Below are 20,101 nucleotides of genomic sequence, written 5' to 3'. Positions count from 1 at the left end.
GACGCAGGGCGGTGTGCAGGGCCGGACGGCCCTCGGAAGCATTGACGATTTCGCCGTCGAACAGCGATTTGATCGCGCCCTTGAGGTCGACTTCGTTGGCCAGGCCCACCAGCAGATTGCGGGTCTCGGCGTTGATCAGGTTCTTCGAGTAGTCGAGAAACAGGCCGCAACTGCTGAGGGTGAATTGAGTAAAGCGCTGCGGATCGGCATTGAAGGCTTCGCGCATGCTGAAATCCTGCATGGCTTGGCGGTGGTCATTCAACGCTTGCCAGGCGGGCAGAGCGGTAACGTCGTGAGGAGTGCGGTAATACGCCATCGCTTCGGGTTTCCTTGTGCAAATGTCGCGAGGTCACGTCAATGTGCCTGGCCGCGACTTTCACACCGCGGCCGTGCAGGGCAGGCCTTTAACGGCTGCACATCGCAGCGGCAATCTTCTCCGCCACCATGATGATCGGAGCATTGATATTGGCCGTCGGTACGCGTGGAAGGATGGAGCCATCGACCACTCGCAGGCGACTCACGCCATGCACGCAGCCTTGGTTGTCGGTGACAGCCATATCGTCGACACCCATGCGGCACGTACTGGTGGGGTGGTGCTCGGTATTGGCTACCTGGCGTAACCACGCGGCCAACTCGCTGTCCGTCGCGTTGAGCCCGGGCGTGTCCACCGATTCGCCGCGATAACGCGACCAGGCCGGCTGTTCGACCATTTGCAAGGTTTTGCGAATGCCGTCGACCATCTGCGTAACATCCCGTTGATCGGTCAGGTAGTTGAAGCGAATTACCGGCTTGTGGCGAGGATCGGCCGACCGCAGCGTTATATTGCCGCGACTGTGCGGGCGCATCTGGCTGACGAAGTACTGGAAACCGTCGGCGATGTGCACCTTGCCGGACTGGAAGTCCGCGAGGAAGGGCAGGAACTCATGCTGCATATTGAAGTAGTCGACATCGTCGCTGCTCTTGAAGAACGAGCCCACTTCGAAGAACGGCGTTGCCCCCAGGCCTGTCTTGAACAGCGACCATTGCACCCCGAGCTTCAACCGTCCCAGAGTATTGAGTTCTTTGCAGATGGATACACCCGCGGGTGATTTGAAGCGCAATGGCGCGACCACATGATCCTGCAAATCGGCGCCGACGCCGGGCAGGTGCAAGCGCGATACCACGCCATGGGCGGCCAGATCGTCACGGTTGCCGATACCCGACAGCATCAACAGGTGAGGGGAGCCGATGGTGCCGGCGCAGAGCACAACTTCACGGGCGGCGTGAATGACCTTCTGTTCGCCTTTGTGCTGCACCGTGACGCCGTTGGCGACGCTGCCGGTAAGGTTCACGCGTTTGACCAGGCAATTGGTCAGGACCGTCAGGTTCGGCCGGCGGATTGCCGGTTTCAAATAAGCCAGACTGGTGCTGCAGCGCACGCCATTGCGGATGGTGGTCTGCGTGACATGCACGCCTTCCTGATTGCCGCTGTTGTAGTCACCGGCGTCATCCAGGCCGAATTGCTGGCCTGCGTCCAGAAACGATTGATACAGCGGGTGGTCAGCCTTGCTGCGCACTACGGTGATCGGGCCGTCCGCACCGCGCGCAGGGTCTGCGCCATTTTCGAAGCTTTCCATCTTGCGGAAGAACGGCAGACAATCGGCAAAGTCCCAGCCGTCGACACCCAGCGTGCGCCAATGGTCATAGTCCTTTTCGCTTCCCCGGACATAGACCATGCCGTTGATCGATGAACTGCCACCCAGGCAGCGGCCCCGTGCCTGGCCGATCACCCGGTCATGCAGCTCGGGCTCGGGTTCGCTTTCGAACTTCCAGTTGAATACATCGCTTTCAATGGGAAAGGTCAGGGCGGCGGGCATCTTGATGAAAATGCTCTTATCGCTGGGCCCGGCCTCGATCAGGCAGACCGTGACGCTGGAGTCTTCGGTCAGCCGGTTGGCCAGGACACAGCCTGCCGATCCTGCACCGACGATGACGTAATCGAATTCGTTAACCTTATTGACCATCTTGAATAACCCGGTAAAGACATGTTTGGCTGAAACAGCCCCGTGGATCCGGGGCTGCCTTGAATCGAGGCGTCAGGCTTTACGTGCCGCAGAAAGGCTCGCCGCGGGTGACGCTTGTTCCGACAGCGCGTCGGCGCGGCTGTCGTTCTCCACCACGTACTTGGACAGTGTCTTCCAGGTGTTGCTACCGCTGCGTTTGAGGTGCACCAGGCGCCACAGACCGAGGATCATCAGAACGACAAAGGCGATGGGGGCATAACCCACCGGAGGCTCCGGCAGCGGCACGAGCGAGTAGTAAAGAACGGTGAATAGCGCGATGGTCGAAATGATCGGGAAGAGGATATGCACGATGACATTCAAGTCCTTTCGCATCACGGTGGTGAAGAAGCGCGCGACACCAATGTTGCCCATGAAGTAGACGAACACGTAAATGATGGTCGCCAGTGTCGCCAGCATGAAGAAGGCCTGGTCGGGTTGCATGAACGTGCCGCCAACCAGCGCGACGATCAACGCCAGAATCGTTTGAGTCAGGATCGCGGTGTGCGGTGTGCGGTGCACTGGGTGAACCTTCTTCAGCCAACCGGGAATCGCTTCCGCGCGGGCCATGGCGTACCAGTTACGCGTCGAGTCCACGGTGCAGGCAATGCACACCGCGATCCCGGAGTTGAGTAGCGCCAGCAGAATCAGAATCCAGCCGTTGCCCCACAGACGGTGAGCAACGGCGAATGCAGGGCTGTCTTTGGAGTCGGCCAACGTATCAAGGTGCGCAATGCCCCAGCCTGTCTGAATACCCCAGGCGCAGAACACGTAATAAACACCGAGCAGAATCAGCGAGCCGATAATGGCTTGCGGGATGACCTTGCGCGGATTGCGCGCTTCTTCGGCCACAGCCGCTGCGCCTTCCCAGCCTGTGAAAGCGAAAATCGACAACACCACCGCCAGGAAAAAACCGTGGGAGCTGGTGCTGTTGGCCGGGTTGAAACCCTCCAGCGATACGCCGCCTTCACCGGGAGACATCAATCCGCCGACCGCCAGCGCAGCGATGATCAGCATCTCCACCACCGACAGTACGGTGAGCATCTTCCCGGACGTCTTGATCCCTTTGTAAGCGATGAAACCGACGATCAGCAGAATGGCCGCCGCGATGTACTGCCACGGAATGTTGATTCCGTAGTTCTTGCTGATTTCCGTCTGTAAAACGAAACCGGTGAAGGCGGCCAGACCGCCCGGGATCAGGGCCACAATCCAGGAATAGAGCCAGCCGACCATGAACCCGGCGCTCGGACCGACCGTCGCGCTGACGTAGGTATAGAAACCGCCTGCGGAGGGAAAATGCTTGCCCAATTGCGCCAGGGACACGGCGACGATCAAACCGATGATAAAGGCCGCGATATACGCCGAGGGCGCGCCGAGGCCCGCTTGCTGGGTATTGAATGCAATCGTGGTGAGCACGCCGACAGCGGGGGCGATCTGGGCAATGCTTTGCATAAGCACGGTGACCAGACCGACAGAGTTACTTTGCAAACCGGTGGCCGGCGCCGAGTGGGGGTGATCGTCGTTCATCGAAATCTCCTCATCTTATTGTGGTACGAGGAGCGGTAGTGCGCACCGAGCCTCTGACGACACGAGTATCTGTGCGCGATATCGTGCAGTCAATACCCTATAACGTGTATTTTGTCGCTGAGGCCGGGATTTATTTATGTTTTATGGCGTGTATGTGTGCATTGACTGCACGAAAACGTGCATATAGGATTGAAAAACACACACATAGATTTTGGAGTTTCCTGATGTCTTTTTCTGCCAGTCCCTATGAATTCGATATTAACGATCAGGTTGCCGCGCTGGATGATCAGCTGGCTTATGAGCTACCGGCAGCCTTGGCTGAGCTGGACCTGGCGGACTATGACCGCATCATTCTCACCGGCATGGGGTCTTCCGATTACACCGCACTGCCGATCGAGCGGGACCTGGCTGCCTGTGGCTATCCGGTGTGGCGCATCGATGCGGGACGCTTGCTGGATTTCCCGCAACTGATCACCCCCAACACGTTGCTGTGGGCGACTTCTCAATCAGGTATGAGCGGGGAAATCGTCACCCTGCTGTCGCAGTTGACCGGGGCAAAAAGGCCCAAAACCATCATCGGGGTCACCAACGCAGAAAACAGCACGCTGGCGCAGGCTTGCGATATTTTGGTGGCGCTCAAGTCCGGGGACGAGGCGACAGTCAGCTCCAAAAGCTACATCAACACCCTGGTCGCGCAATACCGCATAGCCCTGGCGTTGCGGGGCGAAAGTGAAGCACCGCTACTGGCGACCCTGAACGGTTTCCGGCAGCACATGGCGAGCCTGATCAACGACCGCCAGCCTGTTCAACAGCTGACCGACAACGCATTCGATAATGCCGAGCCACGCCTGGCATTGGTAGGTATTGGCGCAGACGGTGCCACGGCGATGACAGGGGCATTGATACTCAAGGAAGCCTGCAAGGTCATGGTCGAAGGGTATTTGGGCGGAGAGTTTCGCCACGGGCCACTGGAAACCTCAGGCCCGGGAATGATTGCCGTATTGATCGGCGACGGCACTGACAGCACCCTTGAAACCCTCGCCCAAGACTTGCTTGCCAACGGCACGACGGTGGTCACCATCGGACCAAAGGCTTACGCTCAGAGCCAATTGTTGCCCACCGCCGGGCATGATGAATTAACCCGGCTGATTGCCGGGATTCTGTATGTTCAGCACTTTACAGTGACCTTTGCGCGAGCCCGGGGTCTGGTTCCGGGCGAATTCCTCTATGGCAATAAAATCACGGTGAAACTATGAGTGGGGCAGGTGAGGGTGGCGTTCGGGCCGGTGTCGACATCGGTGGCACAGGCATTCGCGTGGTAATCCTCGAGGATCGTCGTGAAATCGCCGCTGTCACGCTGCCCACATCGTCCTTCGAACGCTTCGAGCGCCACCATCGCTCGTTGGAGCTGGCTCGCCGCATCCGCGCACTTGTGCCGAATGACAAGACACTGATGTCGTTGGGGATTGGTGCCAGCGGGCCGGTGGATACTGTGGCCGGTGTCATCGAAAACCCCAGCACACTGCCGACCTTTTCCGCATTGCCGCTGGTGGCGGATTTGTCGGCGCATCTGCAGGTGCCGGTGCGTATCGATAATGATGCGGTGACAGCGGCACTGGGCGAGTTTCATCTGGGGGCCGGGATCGACAGCCGCAGAATGCTCGCCGTGACGCTCGGAACCGGTGTCGGCGTCGCCTTGCTGATCGGTGGACAGCCGTTGCGAACGGTTAGCGGCGCACACCCTGAAGGCGGGCATATTCCCGTCGGTCACTCGGACACGCCTTGCTACTGTGGCGTGTCCGGTTGCTGGGAAACCCTGGCGTCACGCACCTGGTTGCAGGCCGAACTGACAAGGTTGGTGCCCGGGATCGCCTATGAGCAGCATGACCTGGGTTTCTATCGAGACCTTTGTCAAAACGATACCCGGATCGCCCGGCTGTTTCAGCAGTACGGGCATCAGGTCGGCCGGGGCCTGGGGGCGTTGATGTCGCTCTATGGGCCGGATCTGACCGTGTTGAGCGGCAGTGCGGCGCAGCTTTTTCCGCTCTACGAAGACGCGGTCCAGGCTTCGTTGGTGCGTTCAAAAGGCTTCGAGTTAAGCACTCGCATCGTGATATCCGCGTTGGGTGACGGCGCGGGTGCGATGGGCGCCGCGCTTCTGTTTTGACGTTCGGCTCCTTTGCGTTCAAGGGGTTAAATGGCTACTCTTTGCACGCAATCGTGCAATCCCTTTCAGTAAATGAGCAGAAAATGACAGCGTCCGAACGGCGGCTCCAGATCGTGGAGCTCATAAAAGAACGTGGCTATGTCAATGCCGCCGAGTTGTCCGAAATGTTCTCGGTCGACAGTTCCACCATCCGCCGGGACCTGTCATTCCTGGAGAACAGCGGCAAACTGATTCGTACCCACGGCGGCGTGCTCCCTTCGCAGGATGCCGATCAAGGGGATACGCCGTACAACGTGCGACGCAACATGCATGAGCAGGGCAAGGCGGCCATTGCCCGGGCTGCGCTGGACTACATCCAGGACGGTCAATCGATCATTCTCGATAACGGCTCGACGGTGTTTCAGTTGGCGCTGGCCCTGAAGGCGCGCAAGAACATCACGGTCATTACCAATGACCTGATGATTGCGATGCAACTCTCCCAGCACCCGAGCATTACGCTGCATGTCGCCGGCGGCATGATGCTCAACAATGTTTTCACCCTGGTGGGGCCTGACACCGTGCAGAAGTTCGAGAACATCCACACGGATTGGGCGTTCCTCGGGGCTGAAGGCGTGCATCCGGAAAGTGGCATCACCAATATCAACACGGTCGAAATCCCGATAAAGCAAGCGATGATCGCCTCGGCGAATCAGACCATCGTCCTGGCCGATAGCTCCAAGCTCGGATACAAGGCCTTTTCGCATGTTTGTAGCCTGGACGCGATTACCAAAGTCATTACCGATGATCAGCAGACCATCAAGCATCGCCATGCTTACGCAGACAAACTTGAAGTTGTACCGGTCCGTAAGGTTACAGGTGAAGTGATTTCGTAGCCCATTGTCGACTCCTGGGCAGCAGCCGACAGATGACATTGCAGGCACCGGCTTTTTTCAATCGCCTAGCCGACGCTGATCTTTCCCTCCCGGCCGTCTCGTCATTGTGTGTTCGCCTCTATAGCGTCCGCTACTCAGTTGGTATGCGCATCGTTTCGTTTCGATGGCAGTTCGGGCAGTACTGTTGGAAGCCACAGCGAAATACATAGATCACGATTGCAAAAAAAGCGCTGACGTTGTGTAAGCGCTGAGGTAACAGGGCCTGGCCAGCGTCCTTGAATTGTGCGCGAGATCGTGAAATCGAGTGGTTATAGCAGCGGTATGCTATAGCTCACGAACAAGCGATTCTGCTCCTGGTTGCGGGACGCCTCGCTGTTTGATTTGCCGTTACGCCAGCCAAACCCAAGCCCCTTGAGAGGACCGGACTGCAACGCGTAGTCGAGACTGATGTCCCGCTCCCACTCCTTCTGGCTCGAGCCGGTAGTGGTCTTGATGTTGTCGCCGCTGAGGTACATGACCGAGGCTTTCAGGCCCGGCACGCCGAGGGCGACGAAGTCATAGGCATACTGACCAAACACGGTGCGTTCGCCGGCACGAGTGAAGGATTGAATCAGGCGGTCGGTGTACAGGTACAGACTGGAGCCGCCAGCACCTTTGTCCGGCAGCGCGCCTTGATTGAGCTGAGTGAAGTTACTGCCACTGGACACGCTTTGGTAACCGGCGGTGACGGCGTGGCCACCCAGGGTGTAAATCAGCGCAGCGCTCCAGGTCTGGTTGTCGATCTCGCCATCATTGCCTTGGGTGTAGCCGCTGATCCGGTACCCAGACGTGCCGTCGCTGTTTTCACCTGACGAATCCGTCTTGAAGTAGCGCAGGTCAGTTTTCAGCGATTGACCGTCCGCGATCGGCCAAACGTGAATCAGGCCGAAAAATTGCTGCGAGTAATAGTCGTCCAGGTGGGCGTAGTAGTATTGCGCGGTCAGGTCCTTGGTGACTTTCCAGTCGCCGCCGGCGAAGTCGAACTGGTTGCTCTCGCGTACACCACCCAAGGCCGCCAGGCCGGTCTGATCGCTGGAGCCCCGACCGGTGGCGTGTTCGATCCGCCCACCAATCAGCGTCAGGTCCTTGAACTCGCCAGAGGTCAACTGGCCGCCTTCGAAGGTTTGCGGCAGCAAGCGGCCGTCGTTTGACACCAGGATCGGCAGCTTCGGTAGCAGCGTGCCCAGGCGTAGTTCGGTTTTCGAGATTCTAGCTTTGCCGGTCAGACCCAGACGGCTCCACTCATCCACGGCGTTGTTGTCGCTGTCTGACGGAATCATGCTGCTGCCGACGTGACGCCCCTTGCCACTGTCCAGTGTCACGCCGAGCAGTCCCAGCGCGTCGACGCCAAAACCGAGCTGTCCGTCGGTGTACCCCGACTTGTAGTCGAGCATGAAACCCTGCGCCCATTCTTCGGTTTTCGAAGGGGCGACGCTGCCGTCACGGTTGTCATTATTGAAGTAGAAGTTCTTCAGACCCAGGTTGGCCTTGCTGTCACTCAGGAAGTCCGCATGTGCCTGGGTGGTTAGTGCAATAGCACCCAGCGCGAAAGTGGCAGCCACTTTATTTCCTTTCATTTGTATCGACCCTTTTTTGTAGTTTGAAGTTGGGAGTGGATGAACGGGGGGCCCCGCAGGAGCGAGTGCCGGCAATGAACGTTGCGTGTTGGGCGGTCGGGGGCAGCGACAGGCAAGCCCGTTCCGAAGACCAATGGGTGCATTCGGGACGGGATTTTTTAGGCGTGACCGATGAAGTTCAGATTTTGTCGATTGCAACGCCGTGGTTGTTTTTCCACATCAGCACCACGGCGCTGGCGATAATGGCGACCACGATCAGATAGATGTTGAACATCCAACCAATGTTTTCCGAGTACAGCCAGGTTGTCAGGTACGAGGCTGTGCCACCGAACACTGCGACGCCTAGAGAAATGCATACCCCGAACATACGGGTGCGATAGCGGGTCGGAATCTGTTCGGAGATCGACGCCGGTTTGCAACCGGTGATGAAGCCCACCAACAACAAGCCTGCGGTTTGCGTAACCATCAAGGTCCACGGCTCATTGGAAATCAGGCTCCACAGAGGGAACAGCGTGGCAGCAATACCGAGCAACGAGATCAGCGCAGAAATCTTGCGTCCCCACTGATCGGAGAGCCAGCCCGAGACCGGCAGGAATACCAGGTAGATGACCTGTGCAATGCAGCTCATGGTGAACGCACTGCGCGGGTCCATGCCTTTGATGCTGATGGAGTAGATCGACGCCGATGTGACCCAGGTGTAGTAGGTCAACGTGGCACCGGCTTCATAGAGAAACAACCGAATGCCATGTTGAATGATTTTGCCGCGACTCCAGGCCGACTCGGGTGAGACACCCGCGGCGTTTGGGCTGTGCTCGCTTTCCATCATGTTGCGGCGCAACCACAACGCGAAGACGGCCAACAGACCACCGGAGGCGAACGGGATGCGCCAGCCCCATTCCTGCATTTCACTGACGGACAGCAGTGACGTCAGCAGCGCCATGTAGAACGTCGCCAGTAACGATCCGCAGCCAACGGCGATAAACACGGTACTTGACCACAGACCCCGACGTTTCGGCGGGGCGATTTCGGCGATGTAGGCATAGGAGGTGGTGGTCTCGCCGCCATGAGCAAAGCCTTGCGCCAGTCGGGCCAACAACAGAAGCGCCGAAGCCCAGCTGCCGATGGCGTCATAGGAAGGAATAAAGGCAATCAACAGGCTGGCACTGGCCATCAGCAGCATAGTGCTCATGAGCACCGTGCGCCGCCCCAGTTTATCGGCGAGGATGCCGAAGCAGATGCCGCCGAGAGGCCTCAACAGAAAACCGGCTGCAAACACGGCCAGGGTATTGAGCAGGGCAGAGGTGGCATTGCTTTTATCGAAGAGTGCCGCGGCGATGTAGACCGATGCAACGGTGTAGATCGTCCAGTCGAACCACTCAAGCAGGTTTCCCACGCCGGTGGCCATCAATGACTTTCTGCGCAGTGTTGTACGGGGTGTTTTGGCCTGCCCGATCGAAACGTCGGGTATGGTCTCGGTAATATTATTCATTGTTGGCTCCGAGATGTTTCATGAACCACGGTATGTGGTGAGTAACGATGGGTTGCATAGGGCTTGCTGAAAAAAACGAGATTCCCATCCAGCAAAAATCCCCTGTAGGAACGAGCGGTGCGGCGATCCGGCTTGCCCGCAAAAGCGGTCTGATGTTCAGCATTGATGTCGATTGACATACCACTCTCGCGAGCAGGCTTGTTCCCACAGTGACAGGGTGGATGTCAGGCGTTGATGTGCGCCAATGCCACTTCTTCGATGCCGGCCGCATCGAGCTTGTAGTGTTCGTACAAGTGCGTCGGCGGGGCGATCAAACTGTATTCGTCGTAGATGCCGTGGCGCTTGAGCTTGACGCCGACGCCTTCGTCCGAAAGCACTTCGGCTACCGCAGCGCCGAGACCACCGAGGACGTTGTGCTCCTCTACGGTCATCATGCGTTTGCTGCGAGCAGCAGCGCGCAGGATGGCGTCACGGTCGATCGGCTTGATCGACGCCATGTCGATCACCCCCACGGAGCGTCCTTCGGCGTTCATTTTGCGAGCGGCGGCCAGGGCCGCATGCACGGTGATGCCGCAGGCGATGATGGTCAGTTCTTCACCCTCGATATGCTCATGGGCCTTGCCGAATTCGAAGACCACACCGTCCTCGTAAACGATCGGGTCGCGACCGCGACCAATGCGGAAATACACCGGTTTGTCGTAGGTGGCGGAGGCCTTGATGGCAGCGACCAGTTGCGCACCATCCGCCGGCGAAACCACGGCCAGATCGGCAATCGAACGCATGGTGGCGATGTCTTCGGTGGCATGGTGCGAGGTACCGTAGAAACCCAGCGAAATGCCGGTGTGGTGCCCGATCAGACGCACCGGTTGCGCCGAATATGCGACGTCCATGCGGATCTGCTCGCAGCACAACAGGCCGAGGAACGAAGCGAAGGTCGCCACGAACGGCATCACTCCACAAGTGGCCAGGCCGGCTGCGGCGGTGACCATGTTTTGTTCGGAGATACCGAACTGCAGGTAACGCTCGGGGTACTGGCTGGCGAACTTGTTTAGGCCGTTGGAGTACTGCAAGTCAGCCGAACCGGCCATCACCGGGTAGCCGGCCTGGGTCAGTTCAATCAGTGCATCAGACAAGTACGACAGGCCCGGGTTGAGCGCGTTGAGGCCACGGTACTGCCAGGAATTGGGGGAAAGAGGGGCGTTCATGTTCAGATCTCCATGGCTTCAATTTCAGCGATAGCGCGTTTAGCGTCTTCCGGGTCAAGGTAACCAAGGTGCCAGCCTGGCTCGGTCTCCATATAGGAAACGCCTTTGCCCTTGACGGTCTTGGCGATGATGCAGACCGGTTTCTCACGGCGTTCGTCAGCCTTCACCCGGCGCAGGGTTTCGGTCACTTCGGCGATGTTGTGCCCGTCGATCACATGCACTTCCCAGCCGAATGCCCGCCATTTTTCGTCCAGCGGTTCGATGCCGATCACGTCGTCCACCTGTCCGTCGAGCTGGAAACCGTTGCGGTCGACAATCGCGATCAAATGTTTGGCGTTGTGGTGAGCGGCGCTCATGGCCGCTTCCCAGACCTGGCCTTCCTGCATTTCGCCGTCTCCAAGCATGACGAAAACGTCATAGACTTCGCCGGTGAAACGCTGGGCCAGGCACATGCCCAGGCCACCGGAGAGGGCGTGGCCGATGGAGCCGGAGGAGAAGTCGATGCCGGGCACTTTGCGCATGTCAGGGTGATCCCCCAGAGGGCTGCCCAGGCGGGTGTATTCATCGAGCCACTCCTTGGGGAACACCCCCAGGTCAGCCAGGATCGGGAACTGACCTACGGCGGCGTGCCCCTTGCCCATCAGGAAGCGGTCGCGGCCCGGCCATTTCGGCTCTTCGGGACGGATCGTCATCACGTCGTAGTACAGCGCCGAGAACAGTTCGGCGGCGGAAAACACCGAGGTGTAGTGGCCGGTCTTGGCGATTTCGATCAGGCGGATGGTTTCAAGGCGAACGAACTTCGCGCGGTTCTTGAGCATCTTGACGGCCTCGGCAGAAGGCACAAAATTGCTGGCTTTCCACTGTTCGATCTTTTTGCGGGGTGTAGACATCTCTACCTCCAATCACAGGCATGAATTTGTTGAAATTGAATCTCAGTGGTACGGGTTGAACTTCAACCGGGTGGTTGCGGGTTCAACGGGTTTTCGGTGCGCGGTCAGTGGCTGCGGCCTTCCAGGGCGCGCATGGCACCGATCAACTCGTCGCAGGTCAGCGGACCGCCCGAAACCGAGACGAAGTTGCGTGCATGGGGAGCTTTGAGGGTGGGCTCGGCCACTTGCATCAACAGCGCGTCGTCGATGTTCGATACGCCCAGTTCGGCCAAGTTGCGAGGCAGGCCGATGCGTTCATAGAAGCTCAACATGTCACCCATGAGTTCGGCGTCGCGATCCTCCAGAACCAGCTGCACCAGCAAGCCGTACGCCACTTGCCAGCCGTGGACTTGTTGCTGCGCACCGGGGATTTTCGACAGGCCGCGGGTCATGGCGTGGGCAATCGACAGGCCGCCGCTTTCGAACCCCAGGCCACTCATCAGCAGCACGGCTTCAATCAAGTGATCGAAGGCCGGTGTCACCTGGCCGCTGCCGGCCTGAGCCAGTGCCGGTTCCGCGTATTGGCGAATGACTTGGTAGCACTCGCGCGCCAGCACCAGCCCGGACAGCGCCGGGCGTGCGCCAAACATGTTCACGCCGGTCGAGTTGAAGCACTGCTCGGCCTCGAATTTCTTGGTCAGGGCGTCAGCGATACCGGCCAGCAGGAACTGGCGTGGCGCTTGGGCGATCAGTCCGGTATCGACCAGCACATAGCGGGGACTGCAGAGCAGATGGCCGACTTCGCTCAATTGATGATGGTCGTCGTAAACCACGTAGTTTTTCGAGGTCGGCGCATCGTTCGAGGCCACGGTGGGCATGGTGATGAGCGCACGCCCTGAGCTGTGGGCGAGGGCCTTGCCGGCGTCGATGCACTTGCCGCCACCGACGGCCAGGATCATGTCGAAACCGATGGCTGCGGCAGCGCTTCTGAGGTCGGCGATGCCGGCGGCAGTGATCTCGCCATCGAAGGTGATGTAGTGCAATTCGACGTCCGCGTGTGCACAGGTGTCATCCAGTCGCGACCTGATCAAGCCCAGGACATAACTGTCGATGACCACCACGGCCTTGCGTCCGCAGTGCGCCAGATAAGTACCCGCCTGAGCGAGCACCTCCGTGCCCTGGACGTATCTTCCGGGTGAGCCGAAAACCAGATTCATTCAACACCTCTCTTCACTGCTTATTGTTATTTGAGGCATCGGCGGCGAGCTGCCGAGTGCTCGATTCTGTTCTGATGCATGATATATCATGTTTTTTGGCGGTCAAGCGCTCAATCGATGAGTTGATCTCAGGCGATCGAATATCCGCCGTCTACCGGCAGCGTCGTGCCGGTGACATACCGCGCGTTTTCCGAGACCAGGAAGGCGATTACGTTGGCCACGTCTTCCGGAGCGCCCCAGGCTTTCATGGGAATCCGCGCCATGATCCCTTCTGAGCGCACCGGGTCTTCAAATGCCCGGCGCGAGAGATTGGTCAGGATCCAGCCCGGTGCCACGGCATTGGCGCGCACGCCATCGGTGGCCCAGGCCACAGCCATGCAACGCGTCAACTCGCTGATAGCGGCTTTGCTCGACGCATATGCTGGGGTTTTGGCTGAGCCGAAGATGCCCCACATCGAAGCGAAATTCACCACTGCGCCGCGTGCGGCTTTCAGGCCGGGCAGGGCGGCATTGGTGATGCGCATGACGGCTGTCAGATTGACGTCCATGACCCGGCTGAAGCCATCAAGCTCCCACTCGCGATTGTGATCGATGATGCCGGCGGCGTTGACGATTGCATCGACGCGCTCGAACTGCGCGAAGAAGTCGTTCACCGCTTCGTCGTTGGTTACGTCCAGTTCCTGGTAATGAATGCCCTCCACGCGCAACTCCGGCTCACCGAGGCCGAGGGTGAACACTTCATAGCCGTCAGCGAGCAAACGTTGTGCAGCGGCCAGGCCGATGCCCGAGCCGCCGCCGGTGACAATGGCAGTTTTTTTCATGGCGTTTTCTCCAGGTTGGTCAAAGGCAAATCAGCTGCCGCATTGGGCAAACAGAAACTCGGCCAGCAAATCAATCTGGCCAGTGATCATGTGCGCACCTTTGTGAATCACGCAGCCGCGTTCGGCGGCGGCACTGAGCAAGGGTGTGATATCCGGATTCATCACTACTTCGCCGACCACCGTTCCCGGGGCCAGGGTCTCGACTGGCAGGGGCAAGGGATCATCGGCTTTAAGTCCCAGCGCGGTGCCATTAATCACCACGTCGAAACCGCTGCCATCGGAGGGGCCGGCATTGATCTGGCGAGCAGGAAAAATTCGGCGAAGTTCGTCGACCAGCTCTTCGGCCTTGGCCGGCGAACGATTGCTGATCACCAATTCCCGGATCTCTTCGGCCAGTAACGCATGGGCGATGCCGGTGGCCGCGCCGCCCGCGCCGAGCAGCAACACGCGTTTGTCTTGCAGGTCATGGCCCTGTTTTTTCAGGCCGGCAACGAAGCCGTCGCCATCGAACATGCGCCCGCTGAAGCGCCCGTCGGGCAGACGTTTGGCGACGTTACACACGTTAAGCAGACGGGCAGTGCCTTGGAGTTCATCACACAATGTCGCCACCTCCAGCTTGTGCGGAACGGTGACGATCACCCCCGCCAGGTTTTCGATACCGCGCAACCCCTCCCACGCGGTGGCGAGGTTGGCAGGCGACACTTCCCAGGGCACCAACACTCCGTCATATCCGAGGCGCTCCAGCAGCGGGTTGAAAAATTCCGGTGTACGCAGGTGCTTGGCGGGGTAGGTCAGATGGACCACGACCCGTGTTTTACCGCTGATAGGCATTTGGATGTCCTTGGTGAGTTGTTGTGATATATGATATATCCTTGATCTGATCGCGCGTCAACTGCGTGTCCCTGCCTTGAAGCAGTGGAGATGAAAAGGTCATGATGTATGATGCGTTATCTTCGTCGCCGCCTGCTGTCGTATCCACACGCCAGGTCGCCACACTCTTTTTTACTCTGGAGACCGAGCAACCGTGACCGTGCATAAGCCCATCGATAAAGGCAACTTGAGCGAGCGGGTCTACTCCATAATCCGCACCGCGCTGATGGACGGGCAGTATCAACCCGGGGACCGTTTGCGGATCAGCGCCCTGGCCGAAGAGTTCGGTGTGTCGATCACCCCTGTACGTGAAGCGATTTTCCGCCTGGTCAGCGACCACGCTTTGGACATGAAGGCCGCGACGTCTATTTATGTCCCCGAGCTGACAGTCAGCCAGTTGCGGGAAATTCAATTGATCCGCCATTTGCTGGAGGGCGAGGCGGCGGGCATGGCAGCCCTTCGGGTGACCAAGCCGGAACTGGCGAAACTCGAAGCCATTCAGGATGCCTTCCAAAAAGCGGTGTCCGTCGACTACAAGCAAGCCGCGCTGCTCAACAGGGAATTCCACTTCGGGTTGATTTCCGCCGCGCGCATGCCCGTCGTGGCCAAAACCCTGGAGAACATGTGGGTCATCATGGGACCGCTCTTGAGCCGCTTCCACGCGGAAGTGCCAAAGCGAGAACTCGCCAGTTCCAAGCACAAGCATTTCGAAGTACTGGAGGCCTTGCGTAATCGGGATTCGGACAAGGCCAAAGACGCCATGCAAGCAGACATTGCGTGGGGCGAGTTGATGATCGAATGGCTGGAGCAGAAAGAAAGCCTGGCCGAGGCTTGAGCCCTGTCGCCGTCGCCCGAGCGACCCCGTAGGGGGCGGGCGATGTCGTTTTGCACATGCGCAGCAGGCGCGTTATTTCAGCCTTCCGAGCAATACCTTGCCGACCTCGTTGGCCGAGGCTGGATTCTGGCCCGTGATCAATTCGCGATCGACGACGACATAGGGCGTCCAGTTGGCCGTGTTACTGTTGTATAAGCCACCGGCTTTTTCCAGCGCGGTTTGCGGGTAGAACCTCATCTCGCCGCCATTGAGCAGGCCTTTGGCAGCTTGCTCTTCCTTGTTGCTGATAACCGTCATCTTGTAGCCCGCATAGATCCAGTCGGTGCTGGCGTTTACCGGCTTGGCTGCCTGGACTTTTCGAGTGAAGCTCTCTGAGTCAGTCAGTGTCGAAAGCAGGGCGATCGGGCCATGGCAGACCAGGGCGGTGGTCTTGCCTTGATCATGGAAATTCACCAGCAAGCGACCCAGCGCAGGGCTGTGCAGCAGATCCTGCATCGGTGCATGGCCGCCGGGAATGTAGACCGCATCGAAATGCGCGTAGCCGATCTGTTCCACCCGGTCGAGGCTGATGACCGGTGATTGCTCCGGCACGGTCAGTTTCAATTGGTCGAGCAGGTGCTTGTAGGTCTCGAGCGTGGCTTCATCGTTGTTGAAGTACATTTTGTCGATGGACGTCTGATCCACAGGCGGGGCCTTGCCTTTCGGGGTAGCGAAGGTCACTTCATGGCCGGCGTCGAGCAGCATCTTCACCGGTTGCAACAGCTCGTTCAGGTAGAAACCGGTCGCGAAGGTTTTTCCGTCCTTCAGATCGAGCGTCGCCGAGTCGGAAAGCACCACAAGCACGTTGCCGGCGTTCGCCGTCACGCTGGTGGCAATCAGGGCTGTGGTCAGGGCAATACGGGTCATTGTCTTCATGTCGAGTCCGCAAACAGTAAGGCGAACGGTTGTCGCCCCTTGGTTGGACACTCTATTGGTGTGTTATATGGCGATAAACTACCTAAAACGGAAATCATTTGGCCCGAGAAAGCAATAATGCCACGTAAATTCGACCATCTTGGCGATGTGGAGGCCTTCATACGTGTGGTAGAGCAGGGCACAGTCAGCGCAGCTGCCATCGCGCTGGCGACGACGCCTTCGGTGCTCAGCCGCGCATTGACCAGGCTTGAGTCGCGCCTTGGCGTGCAGCTGTTGCGACGTACCACCCGTAGGCTCAGCCTGACAGATGCCGGCCGGTTGTACCTGGAGCAGACCCGTCTGGCGTTCACACAGATTGAAGAGGCGGAGCGGACCATTCGTGGCCAGGAAGGCGAGTTGAGCGGACGCGTGCGCATGAGCGTACCGACAACCTACGGGCATCACCGTCTGCCACCGCTGCTCAGCGCTTTTGCCCGGCAATACCCTGCTGTCCAGGTGGAACTGAGCATCACCAATCGCAACGTTGACCTGGTTGCCGAAGGCTATGACCTGGCGATCCGTTTGGGGCCTTTACCGGACAGTGGTTTGGTTGGACGCAAGCTCGAAGATGCTCGTCTGTCTCTGGTTGCCTCCCCCGAGTACCTGGCTCGCACCGGTATCCCTGAAACTCTCGACGAGTTGAGGGAACATGTTTGCCTGCCGTTCATCATGCCCAGCAGCGGCAAGATCGGGCCGTGGCTGTTCTGTCTTGACGGGGAAAACCTGGACTGGGTACCACAAGCCAATGTCGTGGTGTCGGATGATGTCCTAGGAATCGTTTCACTGGCACAAAGCGGTCTGGGCATCTGCCAGACCTATGACTTCATCATCCGCGAGAGGGTGCTGCGCGGTGAGTTGGTGGAGATCCTTGTGCAGTTGAGCGGGCGCAGCAGGCCATTCTCGATTATCTATCCGCCTCACCGGCAATTGTCAGCCGCATCCAGAGCGCTGATCGACTTCATGTTGGCCAGGACTCAGTCCTGAACTTCATCGACTGGACACCCAAGAGGGTGAGCGATCGAACTTCCTGGTCCGGTTGTGCTGGTGCTGGTGCTGAAAAAAACTCTGGATTGGCTTTCTTGCGTCCAACTAATTTGAGTGCTGAGAGTTTTATATGAAGCCACTTTTGCCGATTTCAGATTCCCTTGTGCAAGGGTGAAGGACAACAACCTCGTTCGGACGTTTTCCGCCATTACGACAGGCCGCTTCTGGCCGATTGCTGCCCGTTACACCTGACAGAAATCAAGCAAAAAGCGGTCGTCGTGGCCTGACCGGGAGATATCCCGACAGACCTTCACGGTTCACCTCGCCCAGGGAAAGTAGGGCAGCAATCGTTCCGTCTCCTTTCTGACCACGGCGTAGCATTCGCAACTCAGCGCTTCGAGCCGGGCCCTGTCCAGGATCTTGATGTGTCCCCGACTGTATTCGATGACACCCAGGCGCTGGAGCTTGCCGGCGGCGTCGGTCACGCCTTCGCGGCGTACGCCCAGCATGTTGGCGATCAACTCCTGGGTCATGGTCAGTTCATTGCCTTGCAGGCGATCGAGTGACAACAGCAGCCAGCGGCACAGCTGCTGGTCGATGGAGTGGTGGCGGTTGCACACCGCCGTCTGGGCCATTTGCGTGATCAGGGCCTGGGTGTAGCGCAGCATCAGCAGCAGCATCTCTTCATGGCGGTTGAACTCGTCCTTGAGTTGTTGGCCGGGTAACCGGTAGGCATGCCCGGCACTTTGCACAACGGCGCGGCTGGGCGTGCTTTCGCCGCCCATGAAGACTGCAACGCCGATCAGGCCTTCATTGCCGACCACCGAAATCTCGGCCGAGGCGCCGTTCTCCATCACGTACAACAGCGACACGATGGAGTCGGTGGGGAAGTAGACATGTCGCAGGGCGCCGCCGGACTCATAGAGCACTTTGCCCAATGGCAGCTCGACCAGTTCGAGGTGGGGGAGCAGGCGATCCAGCGCTGGCGCCGGAAGCGCCGCCAGCAGGTAGTTCTGTTGTGGCTTGGGTACAGCAAACATATCAGCCACCCTTCAAGGGAGAATTCCCTGAGAGGGACAGGGTACTCCAAAGCGCGCTATGCGGGGCAGCGCACCGATGCAGTCGCTGCCATCTGCGATGCTCAAGGGAGCGACGCTGCCTCTGCAGCGCCGAATGTTGGAGGTTGTCATGAGCAAGCACATTGACCCGAATCTTCGCCAGGGCCCTGGCAAGCCCACTTCGAAACAGCCACAGAGCACGCCGATCCCCCGGCATGACAAGCCCGGGCAGGCTGCCAACCCGCCTGTACACATCAAACTGGGCGAGGCCGTGCAGCTGCACCACCAGGGCCCGAATCATCCAGTCTGAATCCAGGCCCGCCAGGAGCGCTGTCTCTCAGCGCTCAAGATCGGCTTCGACGGTTCTATCCCACCCAGGGGTTTCGGGCTGCTGCGCTTTTACCGGGCAGGTCACCACGACCTGATGTTCTGTGCCGTCATCGAGCAGTTCCAGCGCGTCATTGCCCAGCAGCTCGCCGTCCAGCGTGATCGAGGCTGCAGTGCTCGTGCCGGGGCGTACATGGATATGGTAATGCGTCGCCCCATAGCGGTAGCGCAGTGTGTAGCCAGGCCAGCCCTGCGCCAGCAGCGGTACGATGTGCAATGCAGTCCCGACCCTCCGCACGCCGAGCAATGACTCCACGATGAACCGGTACGTCCAGCCGGCCGACCCGGTATACCAGGTCCAACCCCCACGGCCCGCATGGGGCGGCGTGCCGTAGACGTCGGCAGCCATGACATAGGGCTCGACCTTGTAGGTTTCGAGCCGCTTGGCGACTGCATGGCCGGCGGGGTTGATCATGTTGAGCAACCGCCAGGCCCTGACATTGTCGCCTAGCTCGGCGAACGCCATGCCGGCCCAGACGGCGGCATGGGTGTACTGGCCGCCATTTTCCCGTACGCCCGGCACATAGCCCTTGATATAGCCGGGCTCGAGCGAGCCTGTATCGAAGGGCGGATCGAGCAGCAGGACCGCGCCTGTGTCGGGCCGTACCAGATGCTGCTCGAATGACGCCATGGCCGTGCGGCGCCGCGTTGGCGAGGCAGCCCCCGACAGTACCGACCAGCTTTGCGAGATCGAGTCGATGCGGCATTCGTCATTGTTGGCCGAGCCCAGGACCTGGCCGTTGTCGAACCAGGCGCGCCGGTACCATGAACCGTCCCAGGCATGCTCCTCCAGACTGGCCTGCAGCATGGCGGCCTGCTGTGTACAACGCTGGGCGAAAACAGGGTCGCCATGCAATTGGGCAGTGATGGCAAACTGCTGCAACACATCAAAGCTGAAGAAGCCCAGCCACACGCTTTCCCCTTGGCCCAGATGGCCGACCCGGTTCATCCCGTCGTTCCAGTCGCCCGTGCCCATCAAGGGCAGGCCGTGGCTGCCGCGCTGCAGGCCGTGTTCGATGGCGCGTACACAATGCTGATAAAGGCTTTCTTCGAGGTGCGACTTGCCCGGCAGGTCGTAATAGGACTCTTCCCCGGCATTGAGCGGTCGGCCTTCAAGGTAACCCACGGGTTCGGCCAGCACGCTGAGGTCGCCGGTGACGCTGACATAGTGGCTGGGGGCCAGCGCCAGCC

19 protein-coding genes and 1 pseudogene are annotated in these 20,101 nt (G+C 59.2%); 6 read left to right on the top strand and 14 right to left on the bottom strand.

Annotated features, from left to right (window positions below; translation table 11 throughout):
* From PMI26_RS08395 to PMI26_RS08405, 3 genes and pseudogenes are all read right to left on the bottom strand, one after another.
* Nucleotides 1-316, bottom strand: a pseudogene (locus PMI26_RS08395) (glucose-6-phosphate isomerase); the annotation flags it as partial.
* A gap of 88 nt (nucleotides 317-404) precedes the next feature.
* A complete protein-coding gene (locus tag PMI26_RS08400; RefSeq protein WP_007977111.1) occupies nucleotides 405-2,003 on the bottom strand; it encodes a choline dehydrogenase in 1,599 nt (532 codons plus the stop codon).
* A 72-nt stretch (nucleotides 2,004-2,075) separates the two neighbouring features.
* Complete coding sequence (locus PMI26_RS08405) at nucleotides 2,076-3,566, bottom strand: APC family permease (RefSeq protein WP_007977109.1); 1,491 nt, start codon at nucleotides 3,564-3,566, stop codon at nucleotides 2,076-2,078.
* A gap of 71 nt (nucleotides 3,567-3,637) precedes the next feature.
* Between PMI26_RS08405 and PMI26_RS08410 the strand changes: the two genes are divergently transcribed.
* Genes PMI26_RS08410 through PMI26_RS08420 form a run of 3 tightly spaced genes read left to right on the top strand, consistent with a single transcriptional unit; the run spans nucleotide 3,638 to nucleotide 6,605 of the window.
* Nucleotides 3,638-4,822, top strand: coding sequence for an SIS domain-containing protein (locus tag PMI26_RS08410; protein WP_238540831.1), 1,185 nt, complete (start codon nucleotides 3,638-3,640; stop codon nucleotides 4,820-4,822).
* The gene (locus PMI26_RS08415) at nucleotides 4,819-5,733 is read left to right on the top strand and encodes an ROK family protein (RefSeq protein ID WP_007977106.1); all 915 of its coding nucleotides are present in this window, start codon (nucleotides 4,819-4,821) and stop codon (nucleotides 5,731-5,733) included. The genes PMI26_RS08410 and PMI26_RS08415 overlap by 4 nt, the downstream gene beginning before the upstream one ends.
* A complete protein-coding gene (locus tag PMI26_RS08420) occupies nucleotides 5,730-6,605 on the top strand; it encodes a DeoR/GlpR family DNA-binding transcription regulator (RefSeq protein ID WP_238540830.1) in 876 nt (291 codons plus the stop codon). Before PMI26_RS08415 ends, PMI26_RS08420 begins: the two co-directional genes overlap by 4 nt.
* Before the next feature lie 308 nt (nucleotides 6,606-6,913).
* On the opposite strand, the gene PMI26_RS08425 is transcribed toward PMI26_RS08420, so the two are convergent.
* From PMI26_RS08425 to PMI26_RS08455, 8 genes are all read right to left on the bottom strand, one after another.
* Nucleotides 6,914-8,221 carry an OprD family porin gene (locus tag PMI26_RS08425; RefSeq protein ID WP_007977103.1) on the bottom strand — a complete coding sequence of 436 codons (1,308 nt, stop codon included), beginning with the start codon at nucleotides 8,219-8,221 and terminating at the stop codon, nucleotides 6,914-6,916.
* A gap of 178 nt (nucleotides 8,222-8,399) precedes the next feature.
* Entirely contained in the window at nucleotides 8,400-9,710 is a 1,311-nt protein-coding gene (locus PMI26_RS08430; protein WP_007977101.1) for an MFS transporter, read from the bottom strand.
* Nucleotides 9,707-9,889, bottom strand: a complete 183-nt coding sequence (locus PMI26_RS31470; protein ID WP_157222281.1) for a hypothetical protein — start codon at nucleotides 9,887-9,889, stop codon at nucleotides 9,707-9,709. Before PMI26_RS31470 ends, PMI26_RS08430 begins: the two co-directional genes overlap by 4 nt.
* A 45-nt stretch (nucleotides 9,890-9,934) precedes the next feature.
* Nucleotides 9,935-10,915 carry a transketolase family protein gene (locus PMI26_RS08435; RefSeq protein WP_007977099.1) on the bottom strand — a complete coding sequence of 327 codons (981 nt, stop codon included), beginning with the start codon at nucleotides 10,913-10,915 and terminating at the stop codon, nucleotides 9,935-9,937.
* Nucleotides 10,916-10,917: 2 nt separating this feature from the next.
* Nucleotides 10,918-11,805 (bottom strand): transketolase, encoded by an 888-nt coding sequence (locus tag PMI26_RS08440; RefSeq protein ID WP_007977097.1) that lies wholly within the window; start codon nucleotides 11,803-11,805, stop codon nucleotides 10,918-10,920.
* Nucleotides 11,806-11,909: 104 nt separating this feature from the next.
* Nucleotides 11,910-13,001 carry a glycerol dehydrogenase gene (locus PMI26_RS08445; RefSeq protein ID WP_007977095.1) on the bottom strand — a complete coding sequence of 364 codons (1,092 nt, stop codon included), beginning with the start codon at nucleotides 12,999-13,001 and terminating at the stop codon, nucleotides 11,910-11,912.
* Between the two features lie 128 nt (nucleotides 13,002-13,129).
* Nucleotides 13,130-13,822 carry an SDR family NAD(P)-dependent oxidoreductase gene (locus tag PMI26_RS08450; protein WP_007977092.1) on the bottom strand — a complete coding sequence of 231 codons (693 nt, stop codon included), beginning with the start codon at nucleotides 13,820-13,822 and terminating at the stop codon, nucleotides 13,130-13,132.
* Between the two features lie 30 nt (nucleotides 13,823-13,852).
* Nucleotides 13,853-14,653, bottom strand: coding sequence for a shikimate dehydrogenase family protein (locus tag PMI26_RS08455; protein ID WP_007977091.1), 801 nt, complete (start codon nucleotides 14,651-14,653; stop codon nucleotides 13,853-13,855).
* Nucleotides 14,654-14,846: 193 nt separating this feature from the next.
* On the opposite strand from PMI26_RS08455, the gene PMI26_RS08460 reads away from it, so the two are divergent.
* On the top strand, nucleotides 14,847-15,527 hold the full coding sequence (locus tag PMI26_RS08460; RefSeq protein ID WP_007977089.1) for a GntR family transcriptional regulator: 681 nt from the start codon (nucleotides 14,847-14,849) through the stop codon (nucleotides 15,525-15,527).
* A 72-nt stretch (nucleotides 15,528-15,599) separates the two neighbouring features.
* Here the strand turns inward: PMI26_RS08460 and PMI26_RS08465 are convergent, their stop codons facing one another.
* A complete protein-coding gene (locus tag PMI26_RS08465) occupies nucleotides 15,600-16,442 on the bottom strand; it encodes a type 1 glutamine amidotransferase domain-containing protein (RefSeq protein WP_007977087.1) in 843 nt (280 codons plus the stop codon).
* Nucleotides 16,443-16,559: 117 nt separating this feature from the next.
* Here PMI26_RS08465 and PMI26_RS08470 point away from each other — a divergent pair, with 117 nt between their 5' ends.
* Nucleotides 16,560-17,465: a LysR family transcriptional regulator gene (locus tag PMI26_RS08470; protein WP_007977085.1), complete on the top strand. Its 906-nt coding sequence runs from the start codon at nucleotides 16,560-16,562 to the stop codon at nucleotides 17,463-17,465.
* 317 nt (nucleotides 17,466-17,782) lie between these two features.
* On the opposite strand, the gene PMI26_RS08475 is transcribed toward PMI26_RS08470, so the two are convergent.
* Nucleotides 17,783-18,505 (bottom strand): Crp/Fnr family transcriptional regulator, encoded by a 723-nt coding sequence (locus PMI26_RS08475; protein WP_007977083.1) that lies wholly within the window; start codon nucleotides 18,503-18,505, stop codon nucleotides 17,783-17,785.
* 148 nt (nucleotides 18,506-18,653) lie between these two features.
* On the opposite strand from PMI26_RS08475, the gene PMI26_RS08480 reads away from it, so the two are divergent.
* Nucleotides 18,654-18,833 (top strand): hypothetical protein, encoded by a 180-nt coding sequence (locus PMI26_RS08480; RefSeq protein WP_007977081.1) that lies wholly within the window; start codon nucleotides 18,654-18,656, stop codon nucleotides 18,831-18,833.
* A gap of 27 nt (nucleotides 18,834-18,860) precedes the next feature.
* Here the strand turns inward: PMI26_RS08480 and PMI26_RS08485 are convergent.
* Nucleotides 18,861-20,101, bottom strand: a 1,241-nt coding sequence (locus PMI26_RS08485; protein ID WP_033048083.1) for a GH36-type glycosyl hydrolase domain-containing protein, incomplete at its 5' end; no start/stop codon positions are given.

This window comes from Pseudomonas sp. GM33 (assembly GCF_000282295.1).
Taxonomy (GTDB): Bacteria; Pseudomonadota; Gammaproteobacteria; order Pseudomonadales; family Pseudomonadaceae; genus Aquipseudomonas; species Aquipseudomonas laurylsulfatiphila.
This window is presented reverse-complemented; position numbering and strand designations above follow the sequence as displayed.

Bases quoted from the DNA above. Each gene is read 5' to 3' on its own strand.
- PMI26_RS08450 (WP_007977092.1), bottom strand. From the start codon at position 13,822: ATGAAAAAAACTGCCATTGTCACCGGCGGCGGCTCGGGCATCGGCCTG.
- PMI26_RS08445 (WP_007977095.1), bottom strand. From the start codon at position 13,001: ATGAATCTGGTTTTCGGCTCACCCGGAAGATACGTCCAGGGCACGGAG.
- PMI26_RS08435 (WP_007977099.1), bottom strand. From the start codon at position 10,915: ATGAACGCCCCTCTTTCCCCCAATTCCTGGCAGTACCGTGGCCTCAAC.
- PMI26_RS08425 (WP_007977103.1), bottom strand. From the start codon at position 8,221: ATGAAAGGAAATAAAGTGGCTGCCACTTTCGCGCTGGGTGCTATTGCA.
- PMI26_RS08430 (WP_007977101.1), bottom strand. From the start codon at position 9,710: ATGAATAATATTACCGAGACCATACCCGACGTTTCGATCGGGCAGGCC.
- PMI26_RS08400 (WP_007977111.1), bottom strand. From the start codon at position 2,003: ATGGTCAATAAGGTTAACGAATTCGATTACGTCATCGTCGGTGCAGGA.
- PMI26_RS08405 (WP_007977109.1), bottom strand. From the start codon at position 3,566: ATGAACGACGATCACCCCCACTCGGCGCCGGCCACCGGTTTGCAAAGT.
- PMI26_RS08480 (WP_007977081.1), top strand. From the start codon at position 18,654: ATGAGCAAGCACATTGACCCGAATCTTCGCCAGGGCCCTGGCAAGCCC.
- PMI26_RS08440 (WP_007977097.1), bottom strand. From the start codon at position 11,805: ATGTCTACACCCCGCAAAAAGATCGAACAGTGGAAAGCCAGCAATTTT.
- PMI26_RS08415 (WP_007977106.1), top strand. From the start codon at position 4,819: ATGAGTGGGGCAGGTGAGGGTGGCGTTCGGGCCGGTGTCGACATCGGT.
- PMI26_RS08465 (WP_007977087.1), bottom strand. From the start codon at position 16,442: ATGAAGACAATGACCCGTATTGCCCTGACCACAGCCCTGATTGCCACC.
- PMI26_RS08470 (WP_007977085.1), top strand. From the start codon at position 16,560: ATGCCACGTAAATTCGACCATCTTGGCGATGTGGAGGCCTTCATACGT.
- PMI26_RS08475 (WP_007977083.1), bottom strand. From the start codon at position 18,505: ATGTTTGCTGTACCCAAGCCACAACAGAACTACCTGCTGGCGGCGCTT.
- PMI26_RS08455 (WP_007977091.1), bottom strand. From the start codon at position 14,653: ATGCCTATCAGCGGTAAAACACGGGTCGTGGTCCATCTGACCTACCCC.
- PMI26_RS31470 (WP_157222281.1), bottom strand. From the start codon at position 9,889: ATGTCAATCGACATCAATGCTGAACATCAGACCGCTTTTGCGGGCAAG.